Origin of the sequence: Rosenbergiella collisarenosi, from assembly GCF_018494085.1 — a bacterium.
GTDB lineage: Bacteria > Pseudomonadota > Gammaproteobacteria > Enterobacterales > Enterobacteriaceae > Rosenbergiella > Rosenbergiella collisarenosi.
The window spans coordinates 371,841-385,462 of record NZ_JABBFP010000003.1 but is presented as its reverse complement, the minus strand read 5'-3'; the positions used below and the strand labels follow the sequence as shown (position 1 = coordinate 385,462).

General features: G+C 53.3%; 17 protein-coding genes. 12 read left to right on the top strand and 5 right to left on the bottom strand.

The features are described from left to right. Window positions 1–67 precede the first annotated feature (67 nt). Complete coding sequence (locus tag HGT70_RS07630; RefSeq protein WP_214195467.1) at window positions 68–739, top strand: SDR family oxidoreductase; 672 nt, start codon at window positions 68–70, stop codon at window positions 737–739. A gap of 555 nt (window positions 740–1,294) precedes the next feature. Here HGT70_RS07630 and HGT70_RS07625 read toward each other — a convergent pair. Together HGT70_RS07625 and grxB are read right to left on the bottom strand one after the other, a co-directional pair. Then, the gene (locus HGT70_RS07625) at window positions 1,295–1,855 is read right to left on the bottom strand and encodes a lipoprotein (protein ID WP_214195466.1); all 561 of its coding nucleotides are present in this window, start codon (window positions 1,853–1,855) and stop codon (window positions 1,295–1,297) included. Window positions 1,856–1,864: 9 nt separating this feature from the next. Further along, complete coding sequence (gene grxB, locus HGT70_RS07620) at window positions 1,865–2,512, bottom strand: glutaredoxin 2 (RefSeq protein ID WP_071429537.1); 648 nt, start codon at window positions 2,510–2,512, stop codon at window positions 1,865–1,867. Window positions 2,513–2,666: 154 nt separating this feature from the next. On the opposite strand from grxB, the gene rimJ reads away from it, so the two are divergent. Then, a complete protein-coding gene (rimJ, locus tag HGT70_RS07615; protein ID WP_071429539.1) occupies window positions 2,667–3,242 on the top strand; it encodes a ribosomal protein S5-alanine N-acetyltransferase in 576 nt (191 codons plus the stop codon). Window positions 3,243–3,357: 115 nt separating this feature from the next. Next, window positions 3,358–4,896, top strand: a complete 1,539-nt coding sequence (gene murJ / locus HGT70_RS07610; protein WP_214195465.1) for a murein biosynthesis integral membrane protein MurJ — start codon at window positions 3,358–3,360, stop codon at window positions 4,894–4,896. Window positions 4,897–4,901: 5 nt separating this feature from the next. Here murJ and HGT70_RS07605 read toward each other — a convergent pair whose 3' ends face one another. The 3 genes from HGT70_RS07605 to flgA form a co-directional block, all read right to left on the bottom strand. Then, window positions 4,902–5,327: a flagella synthesis protein FlgN gene (locus tag HGT70_RS07605; RefSeq protein WP_071429543.1), complete on the bottom strand. Its 426-nt coding sequence runs from the start codon at window positions 5,325–5,327 to the stop codon at window positions 4,902–4,904. A gap of 4 nt (window positions 5,328–5,331) precedes the next feature. Continuing rightward, window positions 5,332–5,622: a flagellar biosynthesis anti-sigma factor FlgM gene (gene flgM, locus HGT70_RS07600; protein ID WP_071429545.1), complete on the bottom strand. Its 291-nt coding sequence runs from the start codon at window positions 5,620–5,622 to the stop codon at window positions 5,332–5,334. Window positions 5,623–5,715: 93 nt separating this feature from the next. Next, window positions 5,716–6,357, bottom strand: coding sequence for a flagellar basal body P-ring formation chaperone FlgA (gene flgA, locus HGT70_RS07595; protein WP_071429547.1), 642 nt, complete (start codon window positions 6,355–6,357; stop codon window positions 5,716–5,718). Between the two features lie 151 nt (window positions 6,358–6,508). Between flgA and flgB the strand changes: the two genes are divergently transcribed. The 9 genes from flgB to flgJ all read left to right on the top strand — a co-directional run bounded on the left by flgB (window position 6,509) and on the right by flgJ (window position 13,550). After that, the gene (gene flgB / locus HGT70_RS07590) at window positions 6,509–6,919 is read left to right on the top strand and encodes a flagellar basal body rod protein FlgB (protein ID WP_214195464.1); all 411 of its coding nucleotides are present in this window, start codon (window positions 6,509–6,511) and stop codon (window positions 6,917–6,919) included. 10 nt (window positions 6,920–6,929) lie between these two features. Further along, window positions 6,930–7,328: a flagellar basal body rod protein FlgC gene (gene flgC, locus HGT70_RS07585; RefSeq protein ID WP_071429551.1), complete on the top strand. Its 399-nt coding sequence runs from the start codon at window positions 6,930–6,932 to the stop codon at window positions 7,326–7,328. A gap of 14 nt (window positions 7,329–7,342) precedes the next feature. Continuing rightward, window positions 7,343–7,999, top strand: a complete 657-nt coding sequence (flgD, locus tag HGT70_RS07580; protein WP_071429554.1) for a flagellar hook assembly protein FlgD — start codon at window positions 7,343–7,345, stop codon at window positions 7,997–7,999. Window positions 8,000–8,015: 16 nt separating this feature from the next. Continuing rightward, entirely contained in the window at window positions 8,016–9,218 is a 1,203-nt protein-coding gene (gene flgE / locus HGT70_RS07575; RefSeq protein ID WP_071429556.1) for a flagellar hook protein FlgE, read from the top strand. Window positions 9,219–9,233: 15 nt separating this feature from the next. After that, window positions 9,234–9,995 carry a flagellar basal body rod protein FlgF gene (locus HGT70_RS07570; protein WP_071429558.1) on the top strand — a complete coding sequence of 254 codons (762 nt, stop codon included), beginning with the start codon at window positions 9,234–9,236 and terminating at the stop codon, window positions 9,993–9,995. Between the two features lie 12 nt (window positions 9,996–10,007). Further along, entirely contained in the window at window positions 10,008–10,790 is a 783-nt protein-coding gene (gene flgG / locus HGT70_RS07565; RefSeq protein ID WP_071429560.1) for a flagellar basal-body rod protein FlgG, read from the top strand. 68 nt (window positions 10,791–10,858) lie between these two features. Then, window positions 10,859–11,533, top strand: a complete 675-nt coding sequence (locus HGT70_RS07560; RefSeq protein WP_214195510.1) for a flagellar basal body L-ring protein FlgH — start codon at window positions 10,859–10,861, stop codon at window positions 11,531–11,533. Between the two features lie 26 nt (window positions 11,534–11,559). Continuing rightward, complete coding sequence (locus tag HGT70_RS07555; RefSeq protein WP_232526973.1) at window positions 11,560–12,648, top strand: flagellar basal body P-ring protein FlgI; 1,089 nt, start codon at window positions 11,560–11,562, stop codon at window positions 12,646–12,648. Beyond that, window positions 12,648–13,550 (top strand): flagellar assembly peptidoglycan hydrolase FlgJ, encoded by a 903-nt coding sequence (flgJ, locus tag HGT70_RS07550; RefSeq protein WP_214195463.1) that lies wholly within the window; start codon window positions 12,648–12,650, stop codon window positions 13,548–13,550. The genes HGT70_RS07555 and flgJ overlap by 1 nt, the downstream gene beginning before the upstream one ends. Window positions 13,551–13,622: the final 72 nt, after the last annotated feature.

The window sequence follows — 13,622 nt, the reverse complement described above, 5'->3', positions numbered from 1 at the left end:
CGAACGATAACGCGAGGCGGTACAGTTTTTACTATAGTTATCACAGCCACCACAATAAGGATTAACGATGATGAGTGAAAAGACTGTCTTGATTATTGGCGCGTCGCGGGGGATTGGCCTAGGGCTAGTCGAACAGAGCCTTGCGGAGGGCTGGCAAGTGACCGCCACTTATCGCGGCGAAGCCCCCGCGGTATCAGGCGTTACTTGGTGTGCCTTAGATATTACTGATACGACGAGCCAGCAGCGGTTTATAACGGCGGTTGCGCAGCAGCGCTTCTCGGCGATCCTCATCAATGCGGGGATCTATGGTCCAGAAGCGCAACGGCTCTATCTGGCGACGGACCAGCAACTGAACACGCTTTTTCTGACCAATACCTTCGCACCTGTCCGCTTGGCTGAGCGTCTACTCCCGTTACTCGAACCGCAAACGGGTGTACTAGGCTTTACCAGCTCGCAGATGGCAAGCTTAGCCGAAAATCCCGACGCGCAGATGCCGCTTTACTCGGCGAGCAAGGCGGCCCTCAATATGCTGGTGCGCAGTTTATTACCGGCGGCTGAGCAACAGGGCGTAACCCTGCTATCTCTCCATCCAGGCTGGGTACAGACTGATATGGGCGGCAGCCAAGCGCCGGTCACGGTTGCACAGAGCAGCCAAGGTTTACTCACGGTCCTCGCCGCCGCCACGGGAAAACAGGGACACCATTATTTGGATTATCAAGGACACCCTCTGCAATGGTAAGCGCGTTGCGTTAGTCCGAGCCACGGTTGGGCTAACGCGATACGATACCCTTATTGAGTGTGGGTTATCGTGTCATGATAGGGGACAAGCGGCTGCGGCGTATAGCCTTGGGTGTGGAGATATTTTCTAATTTCTTAGGTACGGCGAGAAAAAAACAGGATAATGCCCACTATTAATAATAGTAGTGCTGTAAAGGTGAGATGTTTTTTCATACTCCTAGCCTGCCATTTCCCGCACCGATTATAAAAAAGGTGTTATCGTGGAGACTAGAGCGAAGAACGTTGCCTGAATCGTGCAGTCCATTTTGACGAGCCGCTACACAGCACCCAGCGCTAATATCGATTTGTTTCTGTTTCCTCATCCTGAGTTCCCTTTCCGTGTACGGCTAATTTGAGCATAGTACCTGGGGACATTGAGTATCCATTATTTACACAAAATGTGTTATCTGCCGAGATATTGCGCTGACAAGCCCCGTCCCGATAACGGACTGTCGCGTCGAAAGGCTTAACACGGGCTATAGGAAATACCTGCCGTAACGGCAGGCGTTAATCAGTACTACGGGGCTAAGGGAATCACTAGTTCGCCGGGCTTTACTTCGATGCCGGTGGCATATTTCTTCGCAAGCGACTCCGCTTTCGAGCGATCGCTACTTAATACCCAAGCGGGTTGCTGAGTGAAGTAATCACGCAGTGAGGTGGCTAATAAGGGTTTTAGGCTGTCAATAACACCCTGCACCTTCTCAGGCTGCGCCTGTGCGTCGATGATCGTTAGATTATGCAGGTAGACCGCGCCTTCTTCACGATTAAAGACCGGTACTGCGCTCATCTTCAGCTGCAGATCCGCCTTCTGCTTACCGAATAGGGAGGTGAAGCGTAGGTTTGCATGGCCAGATAATACGACCTGGTTTGCCACGGCGCGACCCACTTCAGCATGCAGGGTATCGAGGATGATATGGGCATTGGCTAAGCCATCAATCCCAATATCTTTCTCGTAATTAGCATGTTTACTCAGGCTTTGATTAATCTCCTGCTCGCTTAGCGTGTAGGAGGCAAGATGATCGCAGCCCGTCAATAGTATGCCGCAACATAGGGCGAGGATCGAAAAGTACTTACGCATAGAGTCCTCCTAGCGTGCTAGCGAAAAGAGCAGGGGCACTGCGGTTTGGCGAGACAGCGAATCGCGTAGCGCGGCGACGGAATCAGGCCAAACAATCTCTTTCACTAACGTGAGGTTGCGCAGTAGCGGAAACAGATGAATATCATCATAAGACAGCGTGCCGTTGACGGCATGCGGTGAGCTAATTATCTCGGCGAGCCGCTCTAAGTCCTGATTGACCTTGAGGACCAATTCCGTACGCTGCGCACGCAGTGGACCGAAATCACCCATAAAGGCCTGTTTTTTAGCGGCATAATAGTCGCGCGCGGCATCTGTTGCAAATTCGGCGAAATCGGTGGTCGGCATGATGGGTAATAATAGCTGATTAACATAGCTTCCTACCTCGGTTAGCCACTCTGCCAAGGCGGGTGAGGTTGTCGTACTGAGGCGTGGGAGGGTAGAGCGCGACTCAATATAGTCGATAATGTCGAGGCTCTCGCCCATCGCGCTTTGGTCATCTTTTACCAAGATAGGCAACATCTTTTTACCGATCAGGCGCTGCGGCGTCGCTTCGTCGTCGTTGAGTAAGAAAGAGAGTTCGACGGGTTGCTGATGTAAGCCAAAAATCATCCGCGCTTTCACACAGAACGGGCAGTGGTCATAAACATAAAGATGCATAGTCGATCCTATTCCAAAGGGGGATAACGCTTCGATAAGCGATAATTGTACGCTAGGCTAGGGTTTCTGCCAAATTTGAAACTCTCGCGAGAGTCTTTACTCATCACACTAATTAGCCAATAATCATCCACTTATTGCGTCGTGTGGAGACATCATGTTTGGCTATCGCTCATCGGGTCCGCGGCTGTCGCTGACCTCGCCTAGAATGCAGATTAGGACCGTCGCGGAAAGAGACGGTTGGCTATTGACCGATTATTATCAAGAAAATCGGGATTTTCTGATGCCGTGGGAACCCTTACGGGACGAGAGTTATTTTCATCACCATGGTTGGGATGCGCGTCTCCATGTGATGACAACGCAACAGAAGCAGGGTGACGCCTTTTATTTTTTACTGATGGACCCCGCCGCACAGCAAGTATGGGGAGTCGCGAACTTTACCCAGGTGATCCGCGGTTGCTTTCAGGCCTGCTATTTAGGGTACTCGCTGGCAGGCGCTCAGCAGGGTAACGGGCTGATGCATGAAGCCTTAACCACCCTTATCCCTGTGCTACAAAAACAGCAGCAATTGCATCGAATTATGGCGAACTATATGCCGCGAAATCAGCGGAGCGGGGCGCTATTGGCCCGATTAGGCTTTGAGAAAGAAGGCTACGCTCGCGATTACCTAAAAATCAACGGGCGCTGGGAGGACCATGTCTTAACGGCATTGGTAACGCCAACACCCGACTAAGGCGTCATGGTTTGTAACAATCGGAACTGATTATTTCCGGGAATGGCAGTACACTAGCCAGCGTTTAACGTGTGCTCCATATGAAATTGTTGATTATTCAGGATGTTTCTCTTTTATGAATTTACTTAAATCCTTGGCGGCGGTCAGCTCCATGACCCTCTTTTCGCGGGTATTGGGATTCGCCCGAGACGCCATCGTCGCCCGCGTGTTCGGTGCAGGGATGGCGACAGATGCCTTCTTTGTGGCCTTTAAACTCCCCAACCTGCTACGGCGAATTTTTGCTGAGGGCGCGTTTTCTCAGGCGTTTGTCCCCATTCTCGCTGAATACAAAAGTAAAGAGGGCGAGGAGGCGACGCGGATCTTCGTCTCCTATGTCGCCGGATTATTAACGCTAGTCTTAGCGCTGGTAACCGTTATCGGGATCATCGCGGCACCTTGGGTGATTTATGTGACCGCGCCAGGCTTTGCCGATACCGCCGATAAGTTTGCGCTTACCACTGCGTTATTACGCGTCACCTTTCCCTATATCCTACTGATCTCTATCGCCTCATTACTCGGCGCGATCCTTAATACTTGGAACCGTTTCTCCGTTCCTGCCTTCGCCCCGACGCTGCTCAATATCAGCATGATTGGCTTTGCGCTTGTCGGCTCGCGCTATTTCCATCCACCGGTGATGGCACTAGCCTGGGCGGTAGTCGTTGGCGGGATTTTACAACTCGGTTATCAGCTCCCACACCTAAAAAAAATCGGTATGCTGGTGCTGCCGCGTATCAATCTTAAAGATGCCGGAGTTTGGCGGGTGTTACGGCAGATGGGGCCGGCGATACTAGGCGTGTCAGTCAGCCAAATCTCGTTGATCATCAATACGATATTCGCCTCCTTCTTAGTATCAGGGTCCGTCTCGTGGATGTACTACGCCGACCGTTTGATGGAATTTCCGTCGGGCGTACTAGGGGTGGCATTGGGCACAATCTTACTACCGTCGTTATCGCGGAGTTTCTCTAGCGGGAATTTTGACGAATATTCACGGCTGATGGATTGGGGACTACGACTGTGTCTCCTCCTCGCCTTACCGAGCGCAGTGGCATTGGGGATCTTAGCTGGGCCATTAACCTCTGCGCTGTTCCAGTATGGGAAATTCTCCGCCTTTGATGCGGCGATGACGCAACGAGCGCTGGTGGCGTACTCTATCGGTTTAGTGGGTTTGATCGTCGTGAAGGTCTTGGCACCTGGCTTCTATTCACGTCAAGATATCAAAACGCCGGTCAAGATCGCCATCGCGACCCTGATTATCACGCAGGTGATGAACCTGGCCTTTATCGGCCCGCTGAAGCATGCTGGACTCTCCCTGTCTATCGGCTTAGCGGCTTGCCTCAACGCGGCGTTACTCTATTGGCAATTGCGTAAGAAGCAATTTTTTATTCCGCAAGCGGGATGGGGCGTGTTTCTGCTGCGGCTCATTGTGGCGGTCGTCGTGATGGCCATCGTGTTATGTGCGGTACTACACGTGATGCCAGCCTGGGGACAGGGCCTGATGGTCGAGCGTTTACTTCGTCTGACCGCGGTCTGTGCCGCAGGCGGGATAAGTTTCTTTATTACCTTGGCGCTGCTCGGGTTTCGTATTAAAGACTTTTCACGCCGCAGTGTCGTCTAATCCGGTTAACGACCCACGACCGGATGCCCATCTGGACCATAAAAGCGCTGCGCCTGTAGAGGGTGCAGCACGCTGAGCACCTGCTCCGTCCAGGCCAGCTGTTGATTGAGCATCAACGCGGTATGCTGGTTCTGTTCACAGAGATGCTGGGCGAGCGGAATAACCCTCTGCCAGCGTGCACTTAAGGCCGGATGCTCGGCGTAAGGCGGTGTTAGCCTAAGCTGCGCGTCGAGGGTAGTTCGGCGCTGTTCGATAAACGCCAAAGTAGTGAGTAGCGACTGTTTATCCTCGCTCAGACTCAATAAGCGTCGGCTATCGGTGGTGGCGGCCATTAGCTGGCGTTGCTCCTCCTCCATAATATGGCGTAGCGAGGCTAACACTTGGTACAGGCTATCAAGGATCGCCGCGAGGGGCGGTTGGCGCTCATCCATCTGCCTACTCCTTTAGCTCGGCAATCAGCCCGTCGGCAATCTTACCCGCATCGATTTGATAACGACCTTCGGCCATCGACTGGCGTAACTGCTGGACCTTTTCAGTATCGATATCGGTATGATTCAATTGCGTAAACTGTGCTAACGAATGGCTAAGACCGACACTCGCCGGTGGCTGAGCGTGCGGCGATAATTGCGCGCAGGGTTGCTCAGCATTGAACGCGCGCGTTTGCCGTGGGTCCTGTAGTGCATCGTTAGCCCTTCCCGCGATGCCGGGTATTTTTTCGATTGTCATAGACTGTCCTTGCAATAAAAAAACCAAGAGTAAAAGCGGGTCACTCTCTCTATCGGTCGATATACACGAAACTTTAGTCGTTTCATTCTGTGATTATTGCACGATCAATTCGTGCTGGTCGTTAAGCCTCGCGGTGAGTCGCTGACCAGTGGCGAGGCGGATCCTGATGGTTTGATTGATGCCTGCGTTATCCAGCGCTACGGCACGCCCGGTAATATGAAACCCCCTTCCGCTGAACGTGATCGGCACCGTCTCACCTTGTTTAATCACCCACGGTTGGCGGAACTGGTTCTTGGTCAAAATTTTCCCTGCGGGTATCGTCTGTAACGCTATTAAAGGCAGGGGCGGTGGCGTTAACCAACTCGCGCGCGGCAGTGTATCGAGCCGCCCAATTTTCGGCATGATTTGCTGAGCGGTGATACTCGCGCCTTGCTCAATTCGTTGTCGGCTTTGGTAGTAAGTGCCAATGACCTTTACCACCACACGTAAGACGGTGACCTGCTTGCCGCAGCGTGCCGTCAGTGTTAGCGGCCCCCAGCGGCGGCTATTGCTCGGGAGTTGTAACTGAGGCTGTGAGCAAGGCAGCGACCTTGTCGCGGTGGGGAGGTCGAGACTGAGTGTGGCGGCATAGTTCGGCTCGCGCTGTTGGAAAAAATGTAATAACTGCGTCGATAATGGCTGCGCGCAGGCCGTCGTCGCGAGCAGCCCGCCTAACGTGATACAGAGCAGTCTCACCTATCACCTCTCATCAAGCAAAGGGTAAAGTGTAAACCTTGCGCAGGACGGTTAAGTGGGAAATTGCTCTACGTTTTGAGCGCTATTCAAACGATTTACTCTGCAATGATTAACGTATTCTGCGAAATATTCAGTCAGTAAGGATAACGTTATGATAGACCGCCTCGACAACACTCTCGATTTCGCGACCAAAGCGCTTGCATTACGTACGCAGCGCCAAAGCGTATTAGCCGCCAATATCGCTAATGCGGATACCCCCGGTTATCAAGCCCGCGATCTGCCGTTCGCCCAACAGCTTACGCGAGCGGTGGGCGCGATGCCTTCTATGGCGAGGGGCGTCGATCTCCAGTTAACTCACGCGGCGCATATTGCCGCGGCAAGTCCCCGATCGCAGGCGCTTAACCTGCTCTATCGTATTCCCGACCAACCCTCTGCCGACGGCAATACGGTGGATATGGATAGGGAACGCGTGGCCTTCTCTGAAAACAGCCTGCACTACCAGACGGACTTGACCTATTTGTCCAATCAGTTCAAGTGGATGAGTAGTGCTATCCAAGGATAAGGAATGCCCAATGCTTTCAATTTTCGATATCTCTGGCTCCGCCCTGCGCGCGCAGTCGCAGCGGTTAAACGTGAGTGCCAGTAACTTAGCCAATGCAGACAGCGTTACCGGCCCTGATGGCCAGCCTTATAGAGCAAAACAGGTGGTGTTTAGAACGCAGCCGAGTAATGGGTCGGGCATTGGTGGGGTGCAGGTCGCCGCCATCATCGATGATCCTGCGCCGTTAAAACAGGTGTATCAGCCGGGTAACCCGCTGGCGGATGATCAGGGTTACGTCAAGATGCCTAACGTTAACGTCGTGGCGGAGACGGTGAACAGTATCTCTGCCTCACGCAGCTATCAAGCGAATGTGGAAGTGCTGAATACCGTGAAAAGCCTAATGCTGAAGACCTTAACCCTAGGCCAATAGAGGAGAATCGACACATGTTATCGGCTATTAGCAGTGCCAATAGGCTCAGTGCCAGTGATTCGGCCTCAGGAAACTCAAGCACGGACCTCCAGAATCAATTTCTGACGCTGTTGATCGCGCAGCTGAAAAATCAAGACCCGACCAACCCGATGGATAATAGCCAATTGACGACTCAGCTCGCGCAGATCAATACCCTGGCCGGGATCGAAAATTTAAACAGCACGCTGTCCTCGATTTCTGGACAGATTAATACCAACCAATCGGTACAAAACACGCTACTGATCGGGCACGGCGTGATGGTGCCCGGTGATGCCATTTTGGTAGGAGACGAGGCTACCACGCCGTTCGGTTTTGAGACCGATGCGACTGCTAATGCGGTGAGCGCCACGATTAAAGATAGTAGCGGCAATGTCGTTGCACAGTTAGATCTCGGCGCGATGGGCGCTGGAACCCATACCTTTCAGTGGGATGGTACGCTGGCGGACGACAGCCCCGCACCAGCCGGAAAATACACTATCAGCATCGATGCCACCAACGATACAGGCGCGATTCATACCTCGCCACTTACCTATGCCATTGTGTACGGGGTGACCCCGACCGCCAGCGGTGCAGTTCTTAATTTAGGCACCTACGGTACGGCGAGCCTCGATCAAATCAAACAAATCCTTTAACCAGTAGGAGAATACTATGTCATTTTCGCAAGCCGTCAGTGGATTGAATGCTGCTGCCAGTAACCTAGATGTGATAGGGAATAACATTGCTAACTCAGCGACCAGTGGCTTTAAGAGTTCAACCGCCGCGTTTGCCGATATGTTTGCCGGAAGTCAAACCGGGCTGGGAACCAAAGTCTCCGCCGTTATCCAAAATTTCGGAGATGGCTCCATTAATGCTACCGGGCGTAATCTGGATGTGGCGCTCTCGGGAAATGGCTTCTTCCGTTTAGAAGATAGTAACGGGTCGATCTACTACTCGCGCAATGGCCAGTTACAACGCAACGCCGATGGCTACTTGGTCAATACCGAAGGATTACAGGTCACTGGATATCCGGTAAGTGGTTCTCCGGCGACGGTCCAGACTGGGGCGGACCCCGTGCCGCTCATTATTCCGACCACTCAGCTTCCCGCTCGTGCAACGACTCAAGGTTCCTTACAAGTCAACCTAAACTCCTCGGATGCGCTACCCTCGGTCACCCCCTTCGATGCCAAGGATGCCAATAGTTATAACGCGAAAAGCAGCATGACCGTCTATGACAGCCAAGGTAATGACCACCAACTCAATCTCTATTTCGTCAAGACCGCCAATAATCAGTGGCAAGTCTACCCGATCGATGGTTCGACGGGCGACACTTCTGCCGATTTCACGATGAGCTTCGATGAGAACGGGCAATTAACGAGCGACGCGATGCAGCCTATCACTTTGCAAGGGGCGAATGGCGCCGCGGCTAACCAAGGCTTAACCCTCGATTTCACAGGAAGTAGTCAACAGAATACCGGTGAGACGCAATTTGGTAATCCTAAGCAAGACGGCTATGCACCGGGAGATCTGACCGGGTTTACGATTAACGACGATGGCACGATCGTTGGTAGCTATTCGAATCAACGTACGCAACCGATGGGACAGATCGTGCTGGGGAGTTTTACCAATAGTGAAGGCCTACAGCCTAAGGGCGATAATTTATGGAGCGAGAGTACGTCCTCCGGTCAGCCGGCAATTGGTACGCCCGGCAGCGGTAATTTCGGCACCATGACGGCCGGAGCGCTCGAAGCTTCTAATGTCGATCTCAGTAAGGAACTGGTGAATATGATCGTTGCGCAGCGTAATTACCAATCCAATGCGCAGACGATTAAGACCCAAGACCAGATACTTAATACTCTCGTCAACTTACGCTAAGGGATAGCGCGATTCATGGATAGGATGATCTATACCGCGATGAGCGGGGCGAGCCAAACCCTCGCGTTACAAGCTGTGACCGCGAGTAATCTCGCTAACGTGTCGACCCCCGGTTTTAAAGCGCAACTCGCCAGCTTTCGAGCCGTGCCGGTGGAGGGGAAATCCCTCGCTACCCGCAGTTTCGTGACCGCCTCTACCCCTGGGGCTGATCTATCAGCCGGCCGCTTTAACTATACCGAACGGACGCTGGATGTGGCACTACAACCGAACAATTGGCTGGCGGTTACGCTCCCGGATGGCAGCGAGGCCTATACCCGTAATGGCAATATGCAGGTGTCTGCCGACGGGTTCCTGACCCTTAACGGTCGGGCGGTGGTTGGGGAAGGCGGGCCGATCGCCATTCCCGAGCACGCGCAATTAACCCTCGCGACGGACGGCACGCTGACTGCACTGAATGCCGGGGATCAGCCCAATGCAACGGTCACGATAGGGCGGCTGAAAATCGTCGACGGCGATCCCACGACGATTCAGCGCGGTGACGATGGATTATTCCGCCCCACCGCGCAAGCCATCGCGCAATTTGGCGAGGCGCGTTTACCGGTAGATCCCCTAGGCAAAGTGATACCGGGGGTGCTGGAGGAGAGTAACGTTAATCCTGTGCAATCCATGGTGGAAATGATCAATCACGCTCGCCGCTTCGAGATGCAAATGAAAGAGATCAGCCATGCCGATCAGAACGAGCAAAAGGCTAATCAGTTGTTATCTATTACCAGTTAATAAGGAAAGACCATGATCCGATCGTTGTGGATTGCGAAAACTGGACTTGATGCCCAACAGACAAACATGGATGTCATCTCCAATAACCTCGCCAACGTGTCGACCAACGGCTTTAAGCGTTCACGCGCGGTATTCGAAGACTTGTTATATCAGACGCTGCGTCAACCGGGAACACAGGCCTCAGAACAAAATACGCTTCCCTCAGGTTTACAGATTGGGACCGGAGTGAGACCGGTGACGACTGAACGGCTGCATTCGCAAGGTAATCTTTCGAAAACCGATAATGCGAAAGATGTCGCGATCAATGGTCAAGGCTATTTCCAAGTCCTGCTACCGGATGGTAGCTCGGCGTATACCCGCGATGGTTCCTTTCAAGTCGATCAGAATGGTCAGTTAGTCAATAACGCCGGGTATCCGGTACAGCCGGGGATTACAATCCCTGCCGATGCATTGAGCATCACCATCTCCAAGGATGGCATTGTCAGTGTGACACAGGCAGGTCAGACGCAACCGGCACAGGTCGGCCAGCTGACGCTGAATACCTTTATTAATGATGCCGGGCTGGAGAGTAAGGGGGAGAACCTCTACCAGGAGACGCAGGCCTCCGGTGCCGCAACCGAGAGTACGCCTGGCCAGAACGGGGCTGGCTCGCTCTACCAAGGTTATGTCGAGACCTCGAACGTCAATGTGGCAGAAGAGTTAGTGACCATGATCCAGACACAGCGCGCTTACGAAATCAATAGTAAAGCCATCAGTACCTCGGACCAAATGCTGCAACGCCTCACACAGCTCTGATTAGCCCTGGGCGTGGCCGCACGCCCGTATCACGACAGGAGAATACGGTGAAAATTCGTGGGTTTTATATGGGTATGGTGTGGTCCTGCCTCAGTAGCCTGACGGGCTGCGCCCTCATTCCCCATACCCCCTTAGTCAAAGGAGATACCTCGGCACAGCCCGCTACCCTGCCACAACCGGTGATGAACGGGTCGATATTTCAGGCCGTGGCCCCGATGAATTTTGGCTATCAGCCGCTATTTGAGGATCGTCGTCCCCGCGCCATCGGCGATACCTTGACGATTATCTTGCGAGAAAATGTGAGTGCGAGCAAAAGCTCCAGCAGTAATGCCTCGCGTAAAGGGAGCGGTCAGCTTGGGCTAAATGTCGTGCCGCGCGCGTTAGATGGCGCGTTGGGGGGAGATAAAACTCACTTTGATGGCTCGGGCAGTAATGACTTTGCAGGGAAAGGTGGGGCGTCGGCGAATAATACCTTCACAGGGACGATCACGGTATCAGTCTCACAAGTGCTGGCCAACGGTAACCTGAAGGTGGTGGGCGAGAAGCAGATCGAGATCAATCAGGGCACCGAGTTTATTCGTTTCTCCGGCGTGGTGAATCCGCGCACCATCAATGCCGATAACGCGGTGCTCTCCACCTCTGTCGCCGATGCCAGAATTGAATATGTCGGAAATGGCTACATCAATGATGCCCAGCAGATGGGCTGGCTACAGCGTTTTTTCTTAACTATCGCACCGATGTAACGGAGAGTCCTAGGATGCGGATCATAATGATGATTGGATTGCTGTGTATGAGTCTCACCGCGATGGCACAAACGTTGCGGATCCGAGATGTCGCGCAGGTACAGGGAGTCAGAGACAATGCCCTGATCGGCTATGGGTTAGTGGTAGGCTTAGACGGCACGGGCGACCAGACCACGCAGACGCCGTTCACCACGCAGTCGATGAATAACATGTTGTCGCAACTTGGGATTACGGTCCCTACGGGAACCAATATTCAGCTCAAAAACGTCGCCGCGGTGATGGTGACGGCAAAATTACCCGCTTTTGCGCGGCAAGGTCAGACGGTTGATGTGGTGGTCTCCTCGATGGGCAACGCTAAGAGCCTGCGGGGTGGCACGCTATTATTAACGCCTTTAAAAGGCGTCGATAATCAGGTCTATGCGCTCGCCCAAGGTAATGTGTTGATCGGCGGCGCGGGCGCGCAGGCCGGTGGCAGTAGCGTGCAAGTTAATCAACTCAATGGCGGACGTATCACCGGGGGCGCGACGGTGGAACGTGAGCTTACGAATAATTTCGGCGCCAATAATCAACTTATTCTGCAGCTGTCGCGTAACGACTTCTCCCTTGCGCAGCGGGTGGCTGACGTCATCAATAAACAGAGCGGTTATTCTGCCGCCGCACCCCTCGATGCCGGGAGCATCGCGGTGAAAGTGTCGCCCACCCAGGCCTCACAAGTGCGACTCTTGGCGAAACTCCTCGATTTACCGATCACCCTGCCTACCGCACGGGCGAAGATTGTGATCAACGCACGTACCGGATCGGTAATTATGAACCAACAGGTGAGTATTGAGCGCTGTGCGGTGGCGCAAGGTAACTTGTCCGTTACGGTCGATAAGCAGACTCTGGTGAATCAGCCAGATACCCCGCTAGCGGGCGGCGAAACGGTCGCTACCCCGCAGACTAACATCTCCTTACGCGAGCAAGGGGGAGCGTTACATAAAGTCAATACCAGCGCATCGTTAAACGATGTTGTCGCGGCATTGAACACCCTTGGCGCGACACCGACTGAGCTGATGTCTATTTTACAGGCAATGGACAGTGCAGGCTGCCTCAATGCCGAATTGGAGATCCTCTAATGACGGTGACTACCGGATGGGATGTGAATGAGCTGAACGCCTTACGCGGTGCGGCGCAAAAAAACGCCTCACAGAATAGTGCGCAGGTTGCCCAACAAGTGGAAGGGATCTTCTTACAGATGATGCTAAAAAGCATGCGGCAGAGCTTACCGGGGGACGACCTACTCGGCAGCGATCAGCAACGCTTATTTACATCGTTGTACGATCAGCAAATCACTCAGTTGGCACCGAACAGTCATCTGGGACTGGCGGCATTGATTGAGAAGCAGATGCAACCCGTTATACCTCCGGCCTCCGATGTTGGACAGCGGGCATTGCCCATCGATACCGATCGGCAGTTTTTTCAACGTATCGTGCAGTGGGTGGATCGTAAGGTTGATAGCGCGACCCAGCTGGCACATCCGATGCAGCAATTTATTCAGCGTCTTCTGCCGCACGTTAAAAAGGTCAGCCGTCAGACAGGGATCCCCGAAAAACTTATCCTCGCCCAGGCGGCGTTGGAATCAGGCTGGGGACAGCGACAGATTACGACCGAGTGTGGGCAACCGAGTCATAATCTGTTCGGTATCAAAGCCGGTGGTCATTGGCAGGGCCCGACTACCGCGACACTCACCACGGAATATCGACAAGGTAGAGCCGAAAAAACCACGGAGCCGTTTCGCGTTTATCGTTCGTGGCAGGAAGCGCTACAGGATTATGGTGCGCTATTGGCGAACAACCCACGCTATCAAGCGGTGACGTCTGCGCGGAGTGCCGAACAAGGCGCTTACGCGCTACAACATGCGGGCTATGCGACAGATCCTGACTATGCACACAAACTTGTGGGGATTATCCGTCAGCTTAACCAGACGCTTCCCAGCCCGCCCTCGAGCACGCTGCGTCATCTTAGTGATTTATTTTAGCTGTCTTAATAAAGTCTCTCTTCGCGTAGGCCGATAAACCGAGAGAGTGTTGTTAGCCATCCGTTTATTAAG